Raw genomic sequence first — 21,117 nt, forward strand, 5'->3', positions numbered from 1 at the left:
GTGGACCCGGCGGAGGAGCGACCGGACGTCATCCTCGTCGTCGACGACGACGAGGACATCGCCCGCTTCGTCGAGTTCAACCTCCGCCTGCACGGCTTCGAGGTGCTGCACGCCGGCGACGGCCAGGAGGCGCTCGAGGTGATCGAGCGGCAGCGGCCCGACCTGGCGGTGGTGGACCTGATGATGCCCCGCGTCGACGGCCTGGAGCTGACCCGCCGGCTGCGCGCCGACCCGATGACCTCGGCCCTGCCGGTGATCATGCTGACCGCCAAGGGGATGACCTCGGACAAGGTCAACGGCCTCAGCGCCGGCGCCGACGACTACCTGGTCAAACCGTTCGACACCGCCGAGCTGGTCGCCCGGGTCAGCTCCACGCTGCGGCGCAACAAGGAGTTCCGCGAGGTCTCGCCGCTGACCGGGCTGCCCGGCAACAGCCGGATCCGCCGGGAGATCGCCGACCGGGTCCGCAGCGGGGCCGACTACGCCGTCGGCTACATCGACATCGACCGGTTCAAGAGCGTCAACGACCGGTACGGCTTCGTCCGCGGCGACGACTTCATCTCGACGCTCGCCCGCTGCCTGCACCGGGCGGTGGTCTCGGTCGGCCTGCCGCCGGCCTTCCTCGGTCACGTCGGTGGCGACGACTTCGTCATCGTCTGCACCCCCGAGCAGGTCCTGCCGCTGACCTCGAAGGTCTCCACCGACTTCGAGCGGGCCGCCGACGCGCTCTACGACCCGGACGACGCCGCCCGCGGCTACGTCGAGCTGAAGGACCGCCGGGGCAACATCCGGCGGGCCGCCCTGGTCACCCTCTCCATCGGCGTCTGCGTCTCGGACGCCGGCAAGCGCTTCACCGACCCGCTGGAGGCGATCGCGGTCGCCTCGGAGATGAAGTCGGTGGCGAAGAGCCAGCCGGGGTCGTACGTGGCGGTCGACCGGCGTCGCGGGGTCAGCGACCCCCACCGTCATGTGAAGTAGCTCGCCTGGGTGGCGACACGCCCCGCTCGGCGTGTAAGACTGCGGGAGTACCCACCACGCGCTGGCGGGACTCGGTGTAATTCCGAACCGGCGGTGATCCACGGCCTTCCGTGGTAAGCCCGCGACCCGGACGGCTCTGCCGCCCGGTGGACCTGGTGAGAATCCGGGGCCGACGGTTGGGTGCGGGCACGCCCGCTCCCAGACAGTCCGGATGGGAGACAGCGCGCGGGACGGACGGGCCTGCCCGGCCGCCGACTTCGGCGTGCCGTGCCTGCCCCCCGGGTCGGCTGTGCCGTACCCGGATCTCCGCCGCCGCCTGCCTGCGGCCACCCGGCCGCTGCCTCCCGAACCGCCCGCGCGCGGACCGGCGAGTGAGAGGGCAGGGCAGGGGCGATGACGGGCGTCTCCGTCGACGAGGCGATGCGTCGCGCGGTCGAACTCGCCGCGCGCGGGCTCGGCACGACCAGTCCCAACCCGGTGGTGGGCTGCGTGCTGCTCGACGCCGCCGGCGCGGTCGTCGGGGAGGGCTTCCACGCGTACGCCGGCGGGCCGCACGCCGAGATCGTCGCGCTCGCCCAGGCGGGGGAGCGGGCCCGTGGCGGCACCGCGGTGGTCACTCTGGAACCCTGCGACCACACCGGTCGCACCGGCCCCTGCAGCACCGCGCTGATCCAGGCCGGCGTCGCCCGGGTGGTGATCGCGGTGCCCGACCCGAACCCGGTCGCCTCCGGCGGCGCCGCCACGCTGCGCGCCGCCGGCGTCCAGGTCGACCTGGGCGTACGGGCCGCCGAGGCGGAGGCCGGCAACGTCGCCTGGCTCACCTCGATGCGCCGCGGCTGGCCGTACGTGATCTGGAAGTACGCCGCGACCCTGGACGGCCGCTCCGCAGCGGCTGACGGCACCAGCATGTGGATCACCTCCGAAGCGGCCCGGATGGACGTGCACGCGCTGCGCGGCACCGTGGACGCGGTGCTGGTCGGGGTGGGCACCGTGCTCGCCGACGACCCCCGGCTCACCGCCCGCAACCTGCGCGACGGCACGCTGGCCATCCGGCAGCCGCTGCGGGTGGTGGTGGACAGCGCCGGGCGTACGCCGGCTGACGCCCGGGTCCGCGACGGCGCCGCCCGGACCTGGATCGCCACCGCCGACGAAGTCGGGGCCGGCCCGGACGGCCGGGTCGACCTGCCCGCGCTGCTCGCCGCCCTGCACGGTCGCGGGGTGCGCGCGGTGCTGCTGGAGGGCGGCCCCCAGCTGGCCGGCGCGTTTCTCGCCGCCGGCCTGGTTGACAAGATCGTCGGCTACGTCGCGCCCCGGCTGCTCGGCGCCGGCCCGGCCGCGCTGGTCGACGCCGGTGTGACGACCATCGCCGAGGCCATCGACCTGGAACTCACCGACGTTACGCAGATCGGTCCCGATCTGCGGATCACCGCGCTGCCCCGGAAGAGGGAGGGCTGACATGTTCACCGGCATCGTCGAGGAGTTGGGTGAGGTCGTCCGGGTGACCGAGACGGCGGGCGACTCCGCGCTGGTCGCGGTCCGTGGCCCGCTGGTCACCTCCGACGCCCGGCACGGCGACTCCATCGCGGTCAACGGCGTCTGCCTGACCGTGGTCGACGTCTCCGACGGGATCTTCACCGCCGACGTGATGGGGGAGACGCTGCGCCGCTCCGCGCTCGGCGCGCTGCGCCCCGGCGACCCGGTCAACCTGGAGCGGGCCGCCGCGCTCGGCAGCCGGCTCGGCGGGCACCTGGTGCAGGGCCACGTCGACGGGGTCGGCGAGGTGCTCTCCCGGGAACCGGCGCCGCGGTGGGAGACCGTCCGCTTCGCGCTGCCGCCCGCGCTCGCCCGGTACGTGGTGGAGAAGGGCTCGATCACCGTCGACGGGGTCTCGCTGACCGTCGCCGACGCCGGCCCCGACTGGTTCGCCGTCGGGCTCATCCCGACCACGCTGAAGCTGACCACGCTAGGCGCCCGGGGCGTCGGCGAACCGGTCAACCTCGAGGTGGACGTGCTGGCCAAGTACGTCGAGCGGCTGCTCGGCGACCGGCTGCCGGGCGCCGGCCTGCCGGCCGGGTCCGCAGGCGCCGGGACCTTCCCGGCGGACGGCGCCGGCGCGGCGGGCGGGGTGGCCTGATGGACGCGCTGCACTGGCTGCTGGACGCCCAGGTGAGCATCGCCGGATCGCCGGTGCTGGTCCGGGAGATCGTCGGCAACGGCTTCGGGCTCGCCTCGGCGCTGTTCGGGCTGCGCCGGCTGGTCTGGGCCTGGCCGGTCGGCATGATCGGCAACGCGCTGCTGTTCACCGTCTTCCTCGGCGGGGCGTTCGCCACCCCGCAGGCACACGACCTGTACGGGCAGGCCGGCCGGCAGGTGTTCTTCTTCGCGGTCAGCCTGTACGGCTGGTGGCGCTGGTCGCGGACCCGCCGGCTGGGCGCCGCGCCGGACCGGACAGCGGTCGCCCCCCGCTGGGCCACCGCCCGGGAACGGGCCGGCCTGCTGGCCGCCGCCGTGCTCGGCACCGCCGCCGCCTACCCGGTGCTCGCCGCGCTCGGCTCCTGGGGGCCGCTGCCGGACGCCTGGATCCTCACCGGCAGCCTGCTCGCCACCTACGGCATGGCCCGCGGCTGGGTGGACTTCTGGCTGATCTGGATCGCCGTCGACGCGGTCGGCGTGCCGCTGCTGCTGCGCGGCGGCTTCTACCCCTCGGCGGCCATGTACCTCGTCTACGGCGCGTTCTGCGCCTGGGGCCTGGTCAGCTGGTGGCGTGCCGCGCGGGCGCTCCGGCCGGCCGCCGCCCCGATCCCGTCGACCTACTCGGAGGCCGTCGCATGACCACCACCTTCGCCAGCATCGAGCAGGCGGTGGCGGAGATCGCCGCCGGGCGGCCCGTCGTCGTGGTCGACGACGCCGACCGGGAGAACGAAGGCGACCTGATCTTCGCCGCTGAACTGGCCACCACCGAACTCGTCGCGTTCATGGTCCGGTACACCTCCGGCTACATCTGCGTGCCGATGACCGAGAGCGAGTGCGACCGGCTGGACCTGCCGCCGATGCACCACACCAACCAGGACCGGCGCGGCACCGCGTACACCGTGACCGTGGACGCCCGGGAGGGGGTGAGCACCGGCATCTCGGCGGCCGACCGGGCGCACACCATCCGGCTGCTCGCCGACCCCGGCACCGGCCCCACCGACCTGGCCCGCCCCGGGCACGTGGTGCCGCTGCGCGCCCGCGAGGGCGGCGTGCTGCGCCGGCCCGGGCACACCGAGGCCGCGGTCGACCTGACCCGGCTGGCCGGCCTGCGCCCGGCCGGCGTGCTCTGCGAGCTGGTCAACGACGACGGCACCATGATGCGGGTGCCGGACCTGGAGAAGTTCTGCGCCGAGCACTCGCTGACCCTGATCACCATCGCCGACCTGATCGCCTACCGGCGGCGGACCGAGAAGCAGGTGGAGCTGGTCGCCGAGGCCCGGATGCCCACTCAGCACGGGGTGTTCCGGGCGCTCGGCTACCGCAGCGAGCACGACCCGGCCGAGCACATCGCGATGGTCTACGGCGACCTCGGCGACGGCCAGGACGTGCTGGTGCGGGTGCACTCCGAGTGCCTCACCGGGGACGTGTTCGGCTCGCTGCGCTGCGACTGCGGCCCGCAGTTGAACGCCGCGCTGGCCCGGGTGGCGGCGGAGGGCCGGGGGGTGGTGCTCTACGTGCGCGGGCACGAGGGGCGGGGCATCGGCCTGCTGCACAAGCTGCAGGCGTACCAGCTGCAGGACCTGGGGCGGGACACCGTCGACGCCAACCTCGACCTCGGCCTGCCCGCCGACGCCCGGGACTACGGCACCGGCGCGCAGATTCTCTACGACCTGGGCGTGCGGTCGATGCGGCTGCTCACCAACAACCCGGCCAAGCGCGCCGGGCTGGAGGGCTACGGGCTGACCATCACCGGTCGCGAGGGGCTGCCCATCCGGCCGCACCCGGAGAACGTGCGCTACCTGCGGACCAAGCGGGACCGGATGGGGCACCTGCTCGACGAGTTGGACGAGGTGACCGAGGCGCCGGCGAGCCGGCTGGCCTCGGGCGACGAGATCGGAGCGTAGCGATGGCGGGATTTGGCGAGCCCGGGGTGGGCGTGGTGGACGCGACCGGGATGACCGTGGGCGTGGTCGCCGCGCGCTGGCACGGCGAGCTGACCGACCACATGCTCGACCGCGCGGTGGCCGCCGCCGAGGCGTGCGGGGCGCGGGCCGTGGTGGCCCGGGTGGCCGGCTCGGTGGAGCTGCCGGTGGTGGCCCAGGCCCTCGCCCGCCGGTGCGACGTGGTGGTCGCGCTCGGCGTGGTGGTGCGCGGCGCCACCGCGCACTTCGACTACGTCTGCCGCTCGGTCACCGACGGGCTGACCCGGGTGGCGCTGGACGAGGGGAAGCCGGTCGCGCACGGCGTGCTCACCGTGGACACCATCGAGCAGGCCCGGGACCGGGCCGGGCTGCCCGGCTCGGCCGAGGACAAGGGCTGGGCGGCGACCGTCGCCGCGCTCGACGCGGCGCTGGCCATCCGCGGCCTGAACGCCGGCAACGGGCACCGGGTCGGCTTCGGCGGCTGACCGGGCCGCGGTTCCGCCCGGTCCCGTTCGGTGAGCGGAGGCTGACCCGGCGCACGTGCCCTGGTGGGGCGGCTGGAAGAATCGCGGCGTGAAGACGTTCGAGGAGTTGTTCGCCGAGCTGCAGGCCAAGGCCGCCGCCGGCACCCCGGGCTCGGGCACGGTCGCCGCGCTCGAGCGGGGGGTGCACTTCATCGGCAAGAAGGTCGTCGAGGAGGCGGCCGAGTCGTGGATGGCCGCCGAGCACGAGGGCCGGGAGCGGGCCGCCGAGGAGATCTCCCAGCTGCTCTACCAGACCCAGGTGCTGATGCTCGCCACCGGTCTCGACCTCAAGGACGTCTACCGACATCTCTGAGTGCGCCCGTCGTTGATCAGAATCGACTGCTAGGAGCACTCCGTCATGCTGCGTGTCGCCGTACCCAACAAGGGCACCCTGGCCGAGCCGGCCGCCCAGATGCTGCGCGAGGCGGGCTACCGCCAGCGCACCGACCCGAAGGACCTGGTCTGCCGGGACGAGCCCAACGACCTCGAATTCTTCTACCTGCGCCCGAAGGACATCGCCACCTACGTCGGTTCCGGTGACCTCGACCTCGGCATCACCGGCCGGGACCTGCTGATCGACTCCGGGGCGCCGGCCGAGGAGGTGGTCGACCTGGCCTTCGGCCGGGCCACCTTCCGGTTCGCCGCCCGCCCCGACGACATCGACTCGGTGCAGGAGCTGGGCGGGCACCGGATCGCCACCGCGTACCCCGGCCTGGTCGAGCGGCACCTCGCCGATCTGGGTGTCAAGGCCGACGTGATCCGCCTGGACGGTGCGGTGGAGAACGCCGTCCGGCTCGGCGTGGCCGACGTGGTGGCCGACGTGGTGGAGACCGGCGCCACGCTGCGCCAGGCCGGGCTGGTGGTTTTCGGCGAGCCGCTGCTGCGGTCCTCGGCGGTGCTGGTCCGCCGCGCCGGCGCCGCCGCCCACTCGCAGGCCGAGCAGCTGCTGCGCCGGCTGCACGGGGTGCTGGTCGCCCGCCGCTACGTGATGCTCGCGTACGACGTGCCGGCCGGGCTGCTCGACCGGGCCAGCTCGTTGACTCCGGGCATCGAGTCGCCGACGGTCTCTCCGCTGCACCGGGAGGGCTGGGTCGCGGTGCAGGCGATGGTGCTCCGCGACGACGTGCACCGGATCATGGACGAGCTGTACGAGCTGGGCGCCCGCGCCATCCTGGTCACCAACATCCACGCCTGCCGGCTGTGACCGCCTCCCGGCCGGCGCCGCCGCCCGGGCATGGTCCCGCCCACCCGGCTGAGGCGCCGGCGGCCGGTAGTTCGTCGGCGCCGGTCGCTGCCGGGGCGCCGGCGGGCGCGGCGGTTCCGCCGCAACGCGGTACGGCGCGGCCGGCGCGGCGACCGATGCCGCCGTGGTTGGCGCTCGCCCTGGTCACCCTGGCCGGCGTCGCCTCGGCGGCGCAGGGGGCGGCCAACGGCGAGTTGGGTAGCCGGGTCGGGCACGCCACGCTGGCCGCGGTGGTCAACAACCTCGGCGGCACCCTGCTGGTCGTCCTCGGGCTGGCCGTCCTGCCGTCCATGCGGACCGGGTTGGCCGCGCTGCGGCGCCAGCGGCTGCCCTGGTGGTCCTACCTGGGCGGGCTCGGCGGGGCGGCGATCGTGGTGCTCGGCGCGTACCTGGTGCCGGTGCTCGGGGTGGCGGTGTTCACCATCGCGCAGGTCGCCGGGGGCAGCCTCGGCGGGCTGGCGGTGGACCGGGCCGGGCTGGCCCCGGTCGGCCGGCTCGCGCTCACCGGTCCGCGGATCGCCGGTGGGCTGCTCGGGGTGGCGGCGGTGGCGCTGGCCCAGCTCGGCCAGCCGGTCGGCGAGCTGGCCGTCGGCCTGGTCCTGCTCGCCGTCGCCGGCGGGGTCGCGGTGGCGCTGCAGACCGCGCTCAACGGCCGGATCTCCGCCGCCAGTTCGGCCGCTGCCGGGGTGGCGGTCAACTTCGCGGTCGCCACCCCGGCGGTGCTGCTGGTCGCCGCTCTCGCCGGCGCCCTCGCCGGGCCGGAGCCCGGCTGGCCGGGCGCCTGGTACCTCTACACCGGCGGGCTGCTCGGGGTTGCCATCGTCGCGGGCCTGGTGGTCGGGGTCCGCGCGGCGGGGGTGCTGCGCACCGGGCTGGCCCTGGTCGCCGGCCAGCTCGGCGGGGCGCTGCTGCTGGACGCCCTGCTGCCGGGCGGTCCCGGCGCCCGGCCGGCGGTGCTGGCCGGCGCGGCGATGACCCTGCTCGCGGTCGTGGTGGCCGGCCGCGCACCCCGCCCGTCCGCCCGGCCGAACGGCCGCCCGGCGGACTGACCGGCCACGGCCGATCCGTCGGCCGCGAACCCGGGTGTGGCGATCCGCGTCGACCGGGTCTGACGGCGTCGGCGATCGCTCACGATCGGGCGGGCCCGGGGGCCGCCACCCGCCCCTGGCCCGCCGACCGGCGTCGGCGATTCGCGCCGCGTGTGGCGGCGGAGCAGCGGCCCGGGGCGGGTGGCAGACTGGTGGGGTGAGCGACACCGAGCTGATCCGTCTCCGGCCCCGCCGCATCCGGCTGGTCTGCTGGACGTCGGCGGCCCTGCTGCTGATCGTCTTCAGCCTGGTGGCCACCTCGCTGAGCGGCCCGACCGGCGACGGCTACGGCACGTTCCAGCGGGGCGACCAGATCGCCATGGTCGGTCTCGGCGTGTTCGGTGCGCTCGGCTTCCTGCTCTTCACCCGGCCCCGGGTGGAGGCCGACGCGCGCGGGGTGCGGGTGCGCAACGTCCTCGGCTCGTACGACCTGCCGTGGGAGGTCGTCCGGGGGGTCCGGTTCGATCGGGGCGCTCCCTGGGCCAGCCTGGAGTTGCACGACGACGACCTGGTCCCGATGGTCGCCCTGCAGGCCGCCGACAAGGAACTGGCCGTCGACGGCGTGCGCGCCCTGCGCCGCCTGCACCAGGCCCACCAGACCCGCCTCGCCGAGCGCACCACCGGCGCGTGACCCGCCCCCACCCCACCCCAAGATCCACCCTCGTGCACTGAAAGAGTGGCTATTTCGCCCCGGATGGCGACTCATTCTCTGAACGAGCGCCCCGCCGCGGCGGCGGAGGGGCGGGCGGGAGAGGAGCGCGGGGGAGGGGTGGGGCGTCCGGGTTGGGGGTCGGTCGGCGCAGGGTGTAGTGTTGTCGAGTCGACCAGGCTGTCCGCCTACGCGCGGGTGGCCATGAAAGTGGAGCGCCTGCTCCCACCCGAGTCGCCGCGACGGTGGCCGGGTCCGGTCACCGGTTCCGGGCACGTCCCGGTGCCGGATGCGCGATCATGTGATCGTGCCGACCGGTCGAGCGGGCCCTGGCATGCGCCGGGGCCTTCTGCTTTCCGGGTCGGTTCCCACCCGGGAGCCGCGGGGTCGGCAGCAGCAGATTCTCGACTCGAGGAGGCCCCATCAGCGTCGAACCACGCGTGAACGAGCAGATCCGGGCACGTGAGGTCCGACTGGTCGGCCCTGAGGGTGAGCAGGTGGGCATCGTCCCACTGGAGCGCGCCCTTCAGCTGGCCGCGGACGTCGACCTGGACCTGGTCGAGGTTGCGCCGATGGCGCGCCCGCCGGTGTGCAAGCTCATGGACTTCGGCAAGTTCAAGTACGAGAGCGCACTGAAGGCGCGCGAAGCGCGGCGTAACCAGCAGCAGACCGTCATCAAGGAGATGAAGCTCCGGCCGAAGATCGACCCGCACGACTACGAGACCAAGAAGGGTCACGTGGTGCGGTTCCTCAAGGCCGGCGACAAGGTCAAGGTGACGATCATGTTCCGCGGTCGGGAACAGAGCCGCCCGGAGCTGGGCTACCGGCTCCTGCGCCGGCTGGAGTCCGAGATCTCGGAGCTGGGGTACGTCGAGGCCGCGCCGAAGCAGGACGGCCGAAACATGATCATGGTGCTCGCACCGCACCGCGCAACCAAGGCCGCCGCGACGGCTGCCCGCGGTGGCGCGCTTCCGCGGGGCGAGCGGGAATCCGGCGCCCCCGAGGCGGCGCCGCCGGCCGAGGCCGGGCCCGCCGGGACCACCGGCGAGTAACAGGGGAGAAGACGTTCCACATGCCGAAGATGAAGAGCCACACGGGGATGGGCAAGCGGGTCCGGCTGACCGGCAAGGGCAAGGTCGTTGCCCAGCAGGCCGGCCTCCGGCACAACCTGGAGAAGAAGCCCTCCACCCGGACCCGCCGGCTGACCGGCACCGTCGAGCTGGCCAAGGCCGACGTGAAGCGCATCAAGAAGCTGCTCGGCCGCTGACGCGCGCCACCTGACGTAAGAAGGAGTTGAGATGGCACGCGTCAAGCGGGCTGTGAACGCCCAGAAGAAGCGCCGTACCCTGCTGGAGACCGCGAGCGGCTACCGCGGTCAGTGCTCCCGCCTGTACCGCAAGGCCAAGGAGCAGGTGCTGCACTCGATGCAGTACGCCTACCGGGACCGTCGCGACCGCAAGGGCGACTTCCGGCAGCTGTGGATCCAGCGGATCAACGCGGGCGCCCGGGCCAACGGGATGACCTACAACCGCCTGATCCAGGGTCTGAAGCTGGCCGGCGTCGAGGTCGACCGCAAGATCCTCGCCGACCTGGCGGTCAACGACGCTGCCGCGTTCGCGGGGATCGTCGAGGTCGCCCGGGCCGCGGTCGCGGCCGAGGGCACCGGCGGCGCGGCGGCCCAGGCCGCCTGATCCACCGACAGCTGAGCGAGGCGCCCCGGTCGACGAGACGGGGGCGCCTCGTCCATGCCTGAGGACACCATGCTCTTCACCCCGCGTACGCCCCGGGTGGTGGCCGCCCGCCGGCTGCAGCGCCGGCGGGACCGCGAGGCCACCGGCCGGTTCCTGGCCGAGGGGCCGCAGGCGGTCCGCGAGGCCCTGGCCCGGCCCGGGGTGGTCACCGAACTGTTCGGCACCCCGGCCGCGCTGGAGCGGTACGCCGACCTGGCCGCCCTCGCCTCCGGCGGCGGCGTGCCGGTCTCCCCGGTGACCGAGGACGCGCTCACCGCGCTCGCCGAGACCGTCGCCCCGCAGGGCCTGGTGGCGGTCTGCCGGCACCTCGACGTGCCGCTGGACCGGGCACTGGCCGCGGCGCCCCGGCTGGTCGCCGTGCTCGCCGAGATCCGCGACCCGGGCAACGCCGGCACCGTGCTGCGCACCGCCGACGCGGCCGGGGCGGGCGCGGTGGTCTTCGCCGGCGACGCCGTCGACCCGTACAACGGCAAGTGCGTGCGGGCCTCCGCCGGCAGTCTCTTCCACGTCGACGTGGTCCGCGAAGCCGACCCGCCGGCCGTGGTCGCGGCGCTGCGCGCCACCGGGCTCACCGTCCTCGCCACCACCGGGTACGGCGAGGACGACCTGGACGACCTGGCCGACGCCGGCCGGCTGGCCGCGCCCACCGCCTGGCTCTTCGGCTCCGAGGCGCACGGGCTGCCCGAGACGCTCACCGCCGCCGCCGACGCCCGGGTGCGGGTGCCGCTGCACGGGCGCGCGGAGAGCCTGAACCTGGCTGCGGCCGCGGCCGTCTGCCTGTACGCTTCAGCGAGAGCACAGCGGCGGCCGTGACCCGGCCGCCCGAGGCACAGACCGCAGGGGAGAGCGTCCGCCCATGAACGCGCCACGGCGTTCGTTTAGCCAGCCCGCCGGTGTCGGCGGGCGGCGGGCCTGACCTGCTTTCCGCGCAACTCCCACCGGCGGGCTGCGGCACAGCCGCGCGTCCGTAGACTCGCATCGCCGGCCCGTGAGGGCTGGCGCCGCCGTGAGGGAGTGCCCGTACGCCATGAGCTACCGCAACGATCCGTACGACCCGAAGCAGGTCGCCCTGCTCGACCCGGCCGCCTTGACCGAGGCCGTCGCCACCGCCGAGAAGGCGTTCGCCGCGGCCGGTGACCCGGACGCGCTCACCGCGCTGCGTCCGGCGCACCTCGGTGACCGGGCCCCGGTGTCCCTGGCCCGCCGGGAGATCGGCGCGTTGCCGCCGGCCGCGAAGGCCGACGCCGGCAAGCGGGTCAACGAGGCCCGCCGCGCCATCGAGACCGCGTACGCCGCCCGCCAACAGATCCTGGAGCGGGAGCAGGCCGAGCGGGTGCTGGTGGAGGAGCGCGTCGACGTCACGCTGCCCTACGACCGGCGTCCCCGCGGCGCCCGGCACCCGATCAGCACGCTGATGGAGCAGATCAGCGACCTGTTCATCGGAATGGGCTACGAGGTGGCCGAGGGCCCCGAGGTCGAGCTGGAGTGGACCAACTTCGACGCGCTGAACATCCCGGCCGACCACCCGGCCCGCGGCCTGATGGACACCTTCCACATCGCACCAGCGGCCTCCGGTGACGCGGCGGGCTCCGGCCTGGTGCTGCGGACGCACACCTCGCCGGTGCAGGCGCGCACCATGCTGACCCGGCAGCCGCCGATCTACGTGGTGGTGCCCGGCCGGGTCTACCGCACCGACGAACTGGACGCCACCCACGCGCCGGTCTTCCACCAGGTGGAGGGCCTGGTGGTGGACAAGGGCATCACGATGGCGCACCTGCGCGGCACGCTGGACCACTTCGCCCGGGCCATGTTCGGCGAGGGCGCGAAGACCCGGTGGCGGCCGCACTACTTCCCGTTCACCGAGCCGTCGGCCGAGTTCGACGTCTGGTTCCCGGAGCACCGGGACGGGCCGCAGTGGGTCGAGTGGGGCGGCTGCGGCATGGTGAACCCGCGGGTGCTGCGCGCCTGCGGCATCGACCCGGAGGTCTACTCCGGATTCGCGTTCGGCATGGGCATCGACCGGACGGTGATGTTCCGGCACGGGGTCAGCGACATGCGGGACCTGGCCGAGGGCGACGTGCGGTTCACCCGCGCGTACGGGGTCGAGGCGTAGGCGATGCGGGTACGAGTTACGGAGACGGTGGTCTGAGTCATGCGAGTTTCTGTCAGTTGGCTGCGGGAGTACGTCGACCTCCCCGCCGACCTGCCCACCGGCGACCTGGAGCAGGCCCTGGTCGACCTCGGCATCGAGGTCGAGTCCGTGGTGGACCTGCGGGAGAGCGTCACCGGCCCGCTGGTGGTCGGCGAGGTCCGCGAGATCGAGGAGCTGACCGGCTTCAAGAAGCCGATCCGGTTCTGCCGGGTCGACGTCGGGGACGCCAACGGCACCGGCGAGCCGCAGGAGATCGTCTGCGGGGCGACCAACTTCGCCCCCGGCGACCGGGTCGTGGTGATCCTGCCGGGCGGCGTGCTGCCCGGCGGGTTCGCCATCGGCGCCCGCAAGACCTACGGCCGCAACTCCAACGGCATGATCTGCTCGGCCCGGGAGCTGGGGCTCGGCGAGGACCACTCCGGCATCCTGGTGCTGCCGCCGGACAGCCCGGCCAAGCCGGGTGACGACGCGCGGCCCGTGGTGGGGCTCGACGACGTCGTGGTCGAGGTGGAGATCACCCCGGACCGGGGGTACGCGCTGAGCGTGCGCGGCCTGGCCCGGGAGCTGTCGCACGCGCTCGGCGTGCCGTTCCGCGACCCGGGCCTGGCACCCGCGCCCGGCGGCACCGAGGTGCCGGCGTACCCGGTCGAGGTGCGCGACACGGTCGGCTGCGACCGGTTCGCCGCCCGGATGGTGCGCGGCGTCGACCCGACCGCGCAGAGCCCGGAGTGGATGCAGCGCCGGCTCACCCAGGCCGGCGTGCGCGCCATCTCGCTGGCCGTGGACATCACCAACTACGTGATGCTGGAACTCGGCCAGCCGATGCACGCCTTCGACGCCGACCGGATCACCGGTCCGCTGGTGGTGCGCCGCGCCGAGCCGGGCGAGAAGCTGACCACGCTCGACGGGGTCAACCGGGTGCTTGCCGCCGAGGACATGGTCATCTGCGACGACACGGGCCCTGTCTCCCTCGCCGCGGTGATGGGCGGCGAGACCAGCGAGGTGGTGGCCAGCACCACGAACGTGCTCTTCGAGGCCGCCCACTGGGATCCGGTGATGGTCGGCCGCACCGCCCGCCGGCACAAGCTGTTCAGCGAGGCCGCGAAGCGCTGGGAGCGGGGCGTCGACCCGGCGCTTCCGCTGGTCGCCCTGGAGCGGGCGGTCCGGCTGCTCACCGAGCACGGCGGCGGGACCGCCGGCGCGGAGATCCTGGACATCGACCACGTCCGGCCGCCCGCCCCGGTGGTGCTGCCGGTCGACCTGCCCAGCCGGCGGGTCGGCGTGACGTACCCGCCGGCGCGGGTGGTCGCCCTGCTGGAGCAGGTCGGCTGCACCGTGCTGCAGGGCGCCGACCGGCTGGCCGAGGACCCGGGCGAGGTCGGCGTACCGGCCGGCGATCAGGCGGCGCTGACCGTCGCCCCGCCGAGCTGGCGACCGGACCTGCTGCACCCGGCCGACCTGGTCGAGGAGGTGGTCCGGCTCGACGGGTACGACCGGGTGCCGTCGGTGCTGCCGCTGGCGCCCGCCGGCCGCGGGCTGACCTGGCAGCAGCGCCGCCGCCGGGCCGTCTCCCGGTCGTTGGCCGAGCGGGGGTACGTCGAGGTGCTCGCGCACCCGTTCGTCGCCCCCGAGCTGCCCGACCTGCTCGGCCTGCCCGCCGACGACCCGCGGCGGCGGGCGGTGCGGCTGGCCAACCCGCTGTCGGAGGAGGAGCCGCTGCTGCGCACCACGCTGCTCGGGCCGCTGCTCGGCATCGTCAAGCGCAACATCGGCCGGGGCCTGCGCGACCTGGCGCTCTACGAGATCGGCGCGGTCTTCCAGCCGCGTCCGGGCGCGGGCCGCCCGCCCGCGATGGGTGTGGACCACCGGCCCACCGAGGCCGAGTTCGCCGCCGCCGACGCGGTGCTGCCGCACCAGCCCCGGCACGTCGCGGTGGTGCTCACCGGCGACCTCGAGCCGGCCGGCTGGTGGGGCTCCGGGCGGGCGGCGGGCTGGGCGGACGCGGTCCAGGCCGGCCGGGACGTGCTCGCCGCCGCCGACATCCCGGAGCACCGGATCGAGGTGCGGGCCGCCGAGTACGCCCCGTGGCACCCCGGCCGCTGCGCCGAGCTGCTGGTTGACGGCGAGGTGGTCGGGCACGCCGGTGAGCTGCACCCGGCCGTGGTGGCCGCGCTGGAACTGCCCCGGCGTACCAGCGCCATGGAGCTGGACCTGGACGCGCTGCCGCCGGCCCCGGTCGCGCCCGCGCCGACCGTCTCCGGCTTCCCGCCGGCGCTGATCGACGTGGCGCTGGTGGTCGACGAGTCGGTGCCTGCCGCGCAGGTGCAGCGGGCGCTGGTCGAGGGCGCCGGCGAGCTGCTGGAGGGGGTGCGGTTGTTCGACGTGTACGCCTCCGAGCAGCTCGGCGCGGGCCGCAAGTCGCTGGCGTACAAGCTCACCTTCCGCGCCCCGGACCGGACGCTGACCGTGGAGGAGGCGGTGGCCGCCCGGGACGCGGCGGTGGCCCGCGCCGCGGAGCGGTTCGGCGCCGTCCTGCGCGGCGCCTGAGCCGGTGCCGCCGCTCGGCTGGCTCGCGGTGGCCGGCGCGCTCGCGTCGGCCGCCGCCGGGCTGTGGTGGGCGCGCCGGCACCTGCTGCTGGTGTCGGTGGTGGGGCGCAGCATGGAGCCCACGCTGCGGGCCGGCGACCGGGTGCTGGCCCGGCGGGTGCCGGTGGACCGGGTCCGCGCCGGTGACGTGGTGGTGGTGGCCGCCCCGGCGGCGATGACCGCCGGTCATCCCGGGCGGCCCGGCGACGCCGGCCCGGGGCTGCTGATCAAGCGGGCGTACGCGGTGCCCGGTGACCCGGTCCCGGTCGACCGGGTGCCGCTGCTGCGCGGGGGCGCCGACCCGGTGGTGCCGCCCGGGCGCCTGGTGGTGCTCGGCGACAACCCGCCGTACAGCTACGACTCGCGCGAGTGCGGTTACATCCCGGCGGCCGACCTGCTCGGCGTGGTGGTGCGGCCCCGGCTGCCGCGGCAGCGGCGCGCCGCGTGACCGGAGACCGGTCCCGCGGCGCGCCCGACCCCGCTCAGCACAGCGAGGTCATCGTGGTGGCGCCCGCGGAGCAGTAGTAGCCGCACGAGCCGCAGGTCGTGCCGCACGACGGGGTGTAGCTGCACCGCTTGAAGTAGCACATCCCGCACAGCGCGCACCACGGGTCCGGCGGACAGCCCGCAGCCGCGGTCACCTTCGGCACGAACAGGCCGAGCATGCGCTCGCCCAGGTTTTCCAGCCGACGAAACATCTGATCACCTCCCTCGCCGCGTCGGATGCGACGGACCGTACGACGGGCGGTTACAGCGGGATACATCGTGCTGCCCGCCGCCGGTCGCGGATGTATCCGTGGCTGTATCACCGGCCCCTACCGTGTGCCCTGCCCGATCCGAGCGCAGGGAGGCGCCGATGCGATACGTCGAGGTCGCCGGCCGGCTGACGCTGGCGCTGGTGTTCCTGGCGGCGGTCGTCGGCAAGGTGCGCGGCCGGGCGGCGTTCACCGAGTTCGCCCGCTCCGTCGACCAGTTCGGCCTGCTGCCCCGGGCATGGGCCGCGGCGGCGGCGTACCTCGCCGTGGCGGCGGAGGCGGCGGTCGTCGGGCTGCTCGCGGTGCCGGCGACGGTGCCCGCCGGCTACGCCGTGGCGACCGGCCTGCTCGGCGTGCTCAGCGCGGCGATCGTCGCGGCCGTCCGTCGGGGTCGCCGTCCCGCGTGCCGCTGCTTCGGCGCCGGCGGCGCCCCGCTCGGCGCCCGGCACGTGCTGCGCAACGCGGTGCTGCTGGCGGTCGCCGGGTTCGGCTGGGCGGTGCTCGTGCTGGCCCCGCCGGAGCCGCTGCGCCCCGCCGGGCTGCTGCTCGGCCTGGCCGCTGCGGTGCCGCTCGCCGCCCTGGTGATCCGCTTCGACGACCTCGCCGCCCTGTTCGCCCCCACCCCGTCCCGTCGGTCGCCGGCCGCGCCCGTCGCCGGTCGCCGCCGGGGATGAGCCGTCCCGAGTCCCGCCGTCCGTCGACCTAGGAGTGCGCCATGTGGTACCTGTCCGTCGCCGTCATCGTCGCCGTCGTCCTCGGCCTGTTGAACCTGGTGCTGACGCTCGGCGTGATCCGCCGGCTGCGCGAGCACACCGAGCTGCTCGGCGACAAGCAGTCCACCCTGCCGGAGTCCATGCTGGAGCCCGGTTCGGTGCCCGGCGAGTTCGTCGCCACCGACCTGCGCGGGCGTGCCCACACCCGCGCCGACCTGCCGCCGATGACTCTGGTGGCGTTCCTCTCGCCAGCCTGCGACCTGTGCGAGGCGCAGATCCCGGACCTGCTGGACCGGGCCCGGGAGATGCCGGGTGGGGCGGAGCACGTCTGGGTGGTGGTGGTCGGCAAGGGCCCGGAGACCGAGCCGTACGCGGCCCGGTTCGCCGATGTGGCCACCGTCTTCGTCGAGCCGGGCACCGGCCCGCTGCCGCTCGCCTTCGGGGTCAAGGGCTTCCCGGCGTTCGGGCTGCTCGACGAGCACGGCGTGGTGGCCGCCAACTCCTTCGGCATCGCCCGGTTGGACCTGCCGGTGGCACGGTGACCGGGCCCCGGCTGTCGCCCCGGCGCGCCGCCCGGCACGCCCGCCGGGCGGTCGGCCTGACCTGGCGGGCGGCGCCCGGGGGCACGTCCGCGGACCTGCTGCTCGCGGTGGTCGGCGGTCTGGCGCCGGTACTCGTCGCGGCGCTGACCAAGCTGGTGCTGGACCGGCTGACCACCGGCCGGGGGCCGGCCGTGCCGCTGGCCGTGCTCGGGGTCGGGCTGGCGGTGGTGGCCGCCACCAGCGTGCTCCTGCCGCACCTGCGCCGGTACGTGGAGGCCGAGCGGACCCGGGCGGTGAGCCGACTGGTCCGGACCCACCTGTACGCGGCCGTGCAGCGCCTCGGCGGGCTGGCCCGGCTGGAGGACCCGGCGTTCCAGGACCGGTTGCAGGCCGCCCAGCAGACCGGGCACCTCGGCCCCGTCCAGCTGACCGGCAACGCGCTGGCCGGAGTGCAGAGCGTGATCGTGGCCGTCGGCTTCCTCGGTGTGCTGCTGGTGCTCAGCCCGGTGGTGGGGCTGCTGGTGCTGGTGGCGGCGCTGCCCACGCTCTGGATGCAGCTGCGGCTCAACCGGGCCCGCGCGGCGATGATCCTGCACCTGGAACACTTCCAGCGGCGTGACCTGTTCTTCGCCCAGTTGCTGGTGGGGCTGCCCGCCGCCAAGGAGGTGCGGCTGTTCGGCCTCGGCCGGTTCTTCGGCGACCGGATGCTCGACGAACTGCGCGGCATGCACCGGGTGGAGCAGCGGCTGGACCGCCGGGAGGTCCGCGCGCAGGCGCTGCTCGGCCTGCTCGGCGCCGGGGTGGCCGGGGCCGGCGTGGTCTACGTCGTCACCCGTGCGGCCGCCGGCGGGCTGACCCCTGGCGACGTCGCGGTCTACCTGGCCGCCGTGCCGGGGGTGCAGGGTGCGCTGGGCAGCCTGGTCGGGCAGCTCGGCGCGATCCACCAGGCGCTGCTGCTGTTCGACCATTACGACGAGGTGACCCGCGCCGAGCCGGACCTGCCGGTGCCGGCCACGCCCCGCCCGGTGCCGCCGCTGCGGCGCGGGATCGAGTTGCGCGACGTGTGGTTCCGGTACGCGCCGGAGCACCCGTGGGTGCTGCGCGGGGTGGACCTGTTCCTGCCCGCCGGGTCGACCACCGCGCTGGTCGGGCTCAACGGCGCCGGCAAGAGCACCCTGGTGAAGCTGCTCTGCCGGTTCTACGACCCGCAGCGGGGCACGATCAGCTGGGACGGGGTGGACCTGCGCGAGTTCGACCCGGCGGCGCTGCGGGAGCGGCTGGGCGCGGTGTTCCAGGACTTCATGCCGTACGACCTCAGTGCTGGGGAGAACATCGCAGTCGGCGACCTGACCGCCCGGGACGACCCGGACCGGCTGCGTGCCGCCGCCCGGCACGCCGGCATCGACGACGCCCTCACCGCCCTGCCCCGCGGCTACGACACCCTGCTCACCCGGATCTTCTTCGCCGGGCCGGACCGGGACGACCCGCAGGCCGGGGTGGTCCTCTCCGGCGGCCAGTGGCAGCGGATCGCGCTGGCCCGCGGCTTCCTGCGGGCCGACCGCGATCTGCTGGTGCTCGACGAGCCCAGCTCCGGGTTGGACGCGGAGGCCGAACACGACCTGCACGCCCGGCTGCGCGGGCTGCGCGCCGGCCGGACCAGCCTGCTCATCTCGCACCGGCTGAACGCGGTGCGCGACGCCGACAGCATCGTGGTGCTGGCCGACGGCCGGGTCGCCGAGCGCGGCGGCCACGACGAGCTGCTCGCCGCCGGCGGCGGCTACGCCCGGCTGTTCACCCTGCAGGCGCGCGGCTACCGCGAGCAGACCGCCGCCCCGGCCTGAGCGGCTCGCCCGCCGGTCGCCCAGCGGGGGTCCGCGCGGAGCATCGCCCCGGGCCGGCTCTCGCCGGGGCGGCGGCGCCCGTCCCCGCGAGGTCAGTCGGCGGGCCCGGCAGGCCGCCGCTGCCGGGGCACGGCCGGCCCGGCCCGCTCGTCGCCGGAACCGGGTCGGACCGCGTCGGGGTCGGGGCGGGCCGCGTCGGGGTCGGGTCGGACCGGGGTCGGGGCGGACCGTGTCGGGGTCGGGTGGGTCGCCTCGGGGTCGGGGCGGGCCGGGGCGGGGCCGGCCTCCTCGGCGGCGGCGAGTTCGGCGGCGTAGAGCCGGACGAGGTCGCCGATGCGGAACCGGCCCGGTCCGGCCGGCTCGGCGAGCTGCGCGGCCACCAGCCGGTCCAGGGCCCGCGCGGCGTCCTCGGGCGGCTGGCCGGTCAGCGCGGCGGCCAGTTCGGCGGTGACCGGCCCCGGTCGGGCCCGGCCCAGCCGCCGGAACACCGGAGCGGCCGACCCGAGCCGGCGGTAGCTGGCGGTCAGCCGGGGCCGCAGCCCGGTCTCCGCGAGCCGGTAGCGCTCGTCGCGCAGCAACCGGGCCAGCCGGCCCAGCGACCAGTGCGGCCCCTCGGTGAGCCGGCGGGCGGCGGTACACAGCGCCAGCGGCAGCCCTTCGCAGAGCGCCACCACCGCACCGGCGGCCGCCGGCTCCTCGTCCACGCGGCGGTTGCCGGCGGCCGCCCGGAGCAGGGCGAGCCCGTCCGCCGGGGGCAGCGGATCCAGCCGCAGCGGCCGGTCCGCCCCGTCGAGCAGCGGGGTGCGGCTGGTCACCAGCAGCGCGCAGCCGCCGCGTACCGGCAGCAGGCCGTCGACCTGGGCGGCGTCGGCGGCGTTGTCGAGCACCAGCAGCACCCGCCGGTTGAACAGCAGGGACCGGATCCGGGCCCGGGCCTCGGCGAGGCTGGTCGGCTCCGGCCGGCAGGCCGGGCAGAGCGACCGGAGCACCCGGCTGGCCACCTGGATCGGCCGCAGCGGGGCGTCCGCGACCGAGCCGCCCAGGTCGAGGTGGAGCTGGCCGTCGGGAAAGGCGTCCAGCGCCGCGGCCGCGGCCCGCAGCGCGAGCGCCGACTTGCCGATGCCGGCCATACCGTAGACCGACACCGTGACCGGACGCTCGCCGGCGCCGGCCAGCGCGGCGCCGAGGCGGGCCAGCTCGGCGTGCCGCCCGACGAAGGGCGCGGTGGCGCAGGGCAGCTCGTGCGGCACGGCGGCCGGGCTGGGACCGGTGGGCCGGCCGCGGGCGCGCGGGCGGGCGCGGCTGCCCGCCGGCAGCAGCCGCGGGTCGTGCCGGCGCACCGAGCGGTACAGCTCGGCCAGCTCGGGGCCGGGGGAGACGCCCAGCTCCCCGGCGAGCGCCCGGCACGCGCTCCGGTACGTCTGCACCGCCGCGGCCTGGTCGCCGGCCCGGCACTGGGCGGTCATCAGCAGCGCCCAGGCCGGCTCTCGCAACGGGTACTCGGTCAGGTGGGCTCGGAGCAGGGCCAGCAGTGCGGGGCTGCCTGGGTCGCCCAGCTCCAGCCGGCACGCGGCGTACGCCTCCCGGGCGCCGGCCCGGCGCTCGCGCAGCCGGTCGAACGCGGCCGCCGTCACCGCCCCGTACGCCGGTGGCGGCTCGGTCTCCGACCAGAGCGCCAGCGCCCGCTCCAGCAGGTTGGCCGCGACGGCCGGCTCGCCGCGGGCGCGGGCCGCCTGGCCCTCGGTGACCAGCCGCTCGAACTCGGTGGCGTCCAGCTCACCCGGCGCCACCCGGAGCCGGTAGCCGCCCGCCTCGGCGTGCAGCCGCACCGGCTCGCCCGGGCCGGTGAGCAGGTGCCGGAGCTGGCTGGCGTGGCTGCGCAGGTTCGCCACCGCGGAGGCGGGGGCCTGCCCGCCCCACAGCTCCTGGCGCAGCCGCTCCACCGGGACCGCCACGCCGGCGTGCAGCAGCAGGGTGACCAGCAGCGCGGTCGGCCGGCCGGCCGGCAACCGCAGCGGGCGGCCGTCGCGGAGGACCTGGACCGGGCCGAGGATCTGGAACGACAGCCCCATGCGACCTCCGCTGTGCGCCCCCGCGGGCCGTCGTCGGCCCCACACCACCGCTGCGGTAATTATGCCAGTCGATGGGTGCGGCTGCGGCTCCCGTTTCGGTCCCAGGAG

At 75.6% G+C, this 21,117-nt stretch carries 22 protein-coding genes and 1 riboswitch; of the genes, 20 read left to right on the plus strand and 2 right to left on the minus strand.

Translation table 11 applies throughout. The annotated features are described in order from the left end of the window. The 17 genes from FHX32_RS32120 to FHX32_RS32200 all read left to right on the plus strand — a co-directional run bounded on the left by FHX32_RS32120 (position 1) and on the right by FHX32_RS32200 (position 15,534). Positions 1-978 carry a response regulator gene (locus FHX32_RS32120; RefSeq protein ID WP_167191607.1) on the plus strand — a complete coding sequence of 326 codons (978 nt, stop codon included), beginning with the start codon at positions 1-3 and terminating at the stop codon, positions 976-978. A gap of 56 nt (positions 979-1,034) precedes the next feature. Next, positions 1,035-1,205: riboswitch (FMN riboswitch) on the plus strand. 166 nt (positions 1,206-1,371) lie between these two features. Continuing rightward, complete coding sequence (gene ribD / locus FHX32_RS32125; protein WP_167191609.1) at positions 1,372-2,433, plus strand: bifunctional diaminohydroxyphosphoribosylaminopyrimidine deaminase/5-amino-6-(5-phosphoribosylamino)uracil reductase RibD; 1,062 nt, start codon at positions 1,372-1,374, stop codon at positions 2,431-2,433. Between the two features lies 1 nt (position 2,434). Then, complete coding sequence (locus FHX32_RS32130) at positions 2,435-3,112, plus strand: riboflavin synthase (RefSeq protein ID WP_167191611.1); 678 nt, start codon at positions 2,435-2,437, stop codon at positions 3,110-3,112. Further along, positions 3,112-3,810 (plus strand): nicotinamide riboside transporter PnuC, encoded by a 699-nt coding sequence (gene pnuC, locus FHX32_RS32135; protein ID WP_167191613.1) that lies wholly within the window; start codon positions 3,112-3,114, stop codon positions 3,808-3,810. Before FHX32_RS32130 ends, pnuC begins: the two co-directional genes overlap by 1 nt. Next, entirely contained in the window at positions 3,807-5,075 is a 1,269-nt protein-coding gene (locus FHX32_RS32140; protein WP_167191615.1) for a bifunctional 3,4-dihydroxy-2-butanone-4-phosphate synthase/GTP cyclohydrolase II, read from the plus strand. The genes pnuC and FHX32_RS32140 overlap by 4 nt, the downstream gene beginning before the upstream one ends. Positions 5,076-5,077: 2 nt before the next feature. Next, positions 5,078-5,578, plus strand: coding sequence for a 6,7-dimethyl-8-ribityllumazine synthase (gene ribH / locus FHX32_RS32145; protein WP_167191617.1), 501 nt, complete (start codon positions 5,078-5,080; stop codon positions 5,576-5,578). An 88-nt stretch (positions 5,579-5,666) separates the two neighbouring features. Continuing rightward, positions 5,667-5,930, plus strand: a complete 264-nt coding sequence (locus tag FHX32_RS32150) for a phosphoribosyl-ATP diphosphatase (protein WP_088994776.1) — start codon at positions 5,667-5,669, stop codon at positions 5,928-5,930. A gap of 45 nt (positions 5,931-5,975) precedes the next feature. Continuing rightward, positions 5,976-6,821 carry an ATP phosphoribosyltransferase gene (gene hisG / locus FHX32_RS32155; RefSeq protein WP_167191619.1) on the plus strand — a complete coding sequence of 282 codons (846 nt, stop codon included), beginning with the start codon at positions 5,976-5,978 and terminating at the stop codon, positions 6,819-6,821. Between the two features lie 155 nt (positions 6,822-6,976). Then, positions 6,977-7,909 (plus strand): DMT family transporter, encoded by a 933-nt coding sequence (locus tag FHX32_RS32160; RefSeq protein WP_167191621.1) that lies wholly within the window; start codon positions 6,977-6,979, stop codon positions 7,907-7,909. A 196-nt stretch (positions 7,910-8,105) separates the two neighbouring features. Then, positions 8,106-8,579 carry a PH domain-containing protein gene (locus tag FHX32_RS32165; RefSeq protein ID WP_486481443.1) on the plus strand — a complete coding sequence of 158 codons (474 nt, stop codon included), beginning with the start codon at positions 8,106-8,108 and terminating at the stop codon, positions 8,577-8,579. Positions 8,580-9,037: 458 nt separating this feature from the next. Further along, positions 9,038-9,649, plus strand: coding sequence for a translation initiation factor IF-3 (infC, locus tag FHX32_RS32170; protein ID WP_109903314.1), 612 nt, complete (start codon positions 9,038-9,040; stop codon positions 9,647-9,649). A 20-nt stretch (positions 9,650-9,669) separates the two neighbouring features. Then, the gene (gene rpmI / locus FHX32_RS32175; RefSeq protein ID WP_088994773.1) at positions 9,670-9,864 is read left to right on the plus strand and encodes a 50S ribosomal protein L35; all 195 of its coding nucleotides are present in this window, start codon (positions 9,670-9,672) and stop codon (positions 9,862-9,864) included. A gap of 31 nt (positions 9,865-9,895) precedes the next feature. After that, on the plus strand, positions 9,896-10,288 hold the full coding sequence (gene rplT / locus FHX32_RS32180) for a 50S ribosomal protein L20 (RefSeq protein ID WP_167191622.1): 393 nt from the start codon (positions 9,896-9,898) through the stop codon (positions 10,286-10,288). A gap of 54 nt (positions 10,289-10,342) precedes the next feature. Next, positions 10,343-11,161, plus strand: a complete 819-nt coding sequence (locus FHX32_RS32185) for a TrmH family RNA methyltransferase (RefSeq protein ID WP_486481444.1) — start codon at positions 10,343-10,345, stop codon at positions 11,159-11,161. Positions 11,162-11,375: 214 nt separating this feature from the next. After that, positions 11,376-12,461 carry a phenylalanine--tRNA ligase subunit alpha gene (gene pheS / locus FHX32_RS32190; protein WP_167191624.1) on the plus strand — a complete coding sequence of 362 codons (1,086 nt, stop codon included), beginning with the start codon at positions 11,376-11,378 and terminating at the stop codon, positions 12,459-12,461. Between the two features lie 39 nt (positions 12,462-12,500). After that, entirely contained in the window at positions 12,501-15,047 is a 2,547-nt protein-coding gene (gene pheT, locus FHX32_RS32195) for a phenylalanine--tRNA ligase subunit beta (RefSeq protein ID WP_167191626.1), read from the plus strand. Positions 15,048-15,051: 4 nt separating this feature from the next. Beyond that, entirely contained in the window at positions 15,052-15,534 is a 483-nt protein-coding gene (locus tag FHX32_RS32200) for a S26 family signal peptidase (RefSeq protein WP_486481445.1), read from the plus strand. A 34-nt stretch (positions 15,535-15,568) separates the two neighbouring features. On the opposite strand, the gene FHX32_RS32205 is transcribed toward FHX32_RS32200, so the two are convergent. Continuing rightward, on the minus strand, positions 15,569-15,784 hold the full coding sequence (locus FHX32_RS32205) for a hypothetical protein (protein WP_167191628.1): 216 nt from the start codon (positions 15,782-15,784) through the stop codon (positions 15,569-15,571). A 158-nt stretch (positions 15,785-15,942) separates the two neighbouring features. Here FHX32_RS32205 and FHX32_RS32210 point away from each other — a divergent pair, with 158 nt between their 5' ends. From FHX32_RS32210 to FHX32_RS32220, 3 genes are read left to right on the plus strand one after another with little or no spacing between them, the layout of a single operon-like run. Beyond that, the gene (locus tag FHX32_RS32210) at positions 15,943-16,515 is read left to right on the plus strand and encodes a MauE/DoxX family redox-associated membrane protein (protein ID WP_167191630.1); all 573 of its coding nucleotides are present in this window, start codon (positions 15,943-15,945) and stop codon (positions 16,513-16,515) included. A gap of 41 nt (positions 16,516-16,556) precedes the next feature. Beyond that, positions 16,557-17,096 (plus strand): thioredoxin domain-containing protein, encoded by a 540-nt coding sequence (locus tag FHX32_RS32215; protein ID WP_167191632.1) that lies wholly within the window; start codon positions 16,557-16,559, stop codon positions 17,094-17,096. Then, positions 17,093-18,937, plus strand: coding sequence for an ABC transporter ATP-binding protein (locus tag FHX32_RS32220; RefSeq protein WP_167191634.1), 1,845 nt, complete (start codon positions 17,093-17,095; stop codon positions 18,935-18,937). Before FHX32_RS32215 ends, FHX32_RS32220 begins: the two co-directional genes overlap by 4 nt. Before the next feature lie 92 nt (positions 18,938-19,029). On the opposite strand, the gene FHX32_RS32225 is transcribed toward FHX32_RS32220, so the two are convergent. Beyond that, positions 19,030-21,009 carry an AfsR/SARP family transcriptional regulator gene (locus FHX32_RS32225; protein ID WP_167191636.1) on the minus strand — a complete coding sequence of 660 codons (1,980 nt, stop codon included), beginning with the start codon at positions 21,007-21,009 and terminating at the stop codon, positions 19,030-19,032. Between the last annotated feature and the right edge of the window lie 108 nt (positions 21,010-21,117).

It is taken from the genome of Micromonospora sp. CNZ280, from assembly GCF_011759515.1.

What these genes read in the sequence shown, in the direction of transcription:
- ribD (WP_167191609.1), top strand. Translation starts at nt 1,372, where the DNA reads ATGACGGGCGTCTCCGTCGACGAGGCGATGCGTCGCGCGGTCGAACTC.
- FHX32_RS32130 (WP_167191611.1), top strand. Translation starts at nt 2,435, where the DNA reads ATGTTCACCGGCATCGTCGAGGAGTTGGGTGAGGTCGTCCGGGTGACC.
- pnuC (WP_167191613.1), top strand. Translation starts at nt 3,112, where the DNA reads ATGGACGCGCTGCACTGGCTGCTGGACGCCCAGGTGAGCATCGCCGGA.
- FHX32_RS32140 (WP_167191615.1), top strand. Translation starts at nt 3,807, where the DNA reads ATGACCACCACCTTCGCCAGCATCGAGCAGGCGGTGGCGGAGATCGCC.
- ribH (WP_167191617.1), top strand. Translation starts at nt 5,078, where the DNA reads ATGGCGGGATTTGGCGAGCCCGGGGTGGGCGTGGTGGACGCGACCGGG.
- hisG (WP_167191619.1), top strand. Translation starts at nt 5,976, where the DNA reads ATGCTGCGTGTCGCCGTACCCAACAAGGGCACCCTGGCCGAGCCGGCC.
- FHX32_RS32160 (WP_167191621.1), top strand. Translation starts at nt 6,977, where the DNA reads ATGCCGCCGTGGTTGGCGCTCGCCCTGGTCACCCTGGCCGGCGTCGCC.
- rpmI (WP_088994773.1), top strand. Translation starts at nt 9,670, where the DNA reads ATGCCGAAGATGAAGAGCCACACGGGGATGGGCAAGCGGGTCCGGCTG.
- rplT (WP_167191622.1), top strand. Translation starts at nt 9,896, where the DNA reads ATGGCACGCGTCAAGCGGGCTGTGAACGCCCAGAAGAAGCGCCGTACC.
- FHX32_RS32185 (WP_486481444.1), top strand. Translation starts at nt 10,343, where the DNA reads ATGCCTGAGGACACCATGCTCTTCACCCCGCGTACGCCCCGGGTGGTG.
- pheS (WP_167191624.1), top strand. Translation starts at nt 11,376, where the DNA reads ATGAGCTACCGCAACGATCCGTACGACCCGAAGCAGGTCGCCCTGCTC.
- pheT (WP_167191626.1), top strand. Translation starts at nt 12,501, where the DNA reads ATGCGAGTTTCTGTCAGTTGGCTGCGGGAGTACGTCGACCTCCCCGCC.
- FHX32_RS32205 (WP_167191628.1), bottom strand. Translation starts at nt 15,784, where the DNA reads ATGTTTCGTCGGCTGGAAAACCTGGGCGAGCGCATGCTCGGCCTGTTC.
- FHX32_RS32210 (WP_167191630.1), top strand. Translation starts at nt 15,943, where the DNA reads ATGCGATACGTCGAGGTCGCCGGCCGGCTGACGCTGGCGCTGGTGTTC.
- FHX32_RS32215 (WP_167191632.1), top strand. Translation starts at nt 16,557, where the DNA reads ATGTGGTACCTGTCCGTCGCCGTCATCGTCGCCGTCGTCCTCGGCCTG.
- FHX32_RS32225 (WP_167191636.1), bottom strand. Translation starts at nt 21,009, where the DNA reads ATGGGGCTGTCGTTCCAGATCCTCGGCCCGGTCCAGGTCCTCCGCGAC.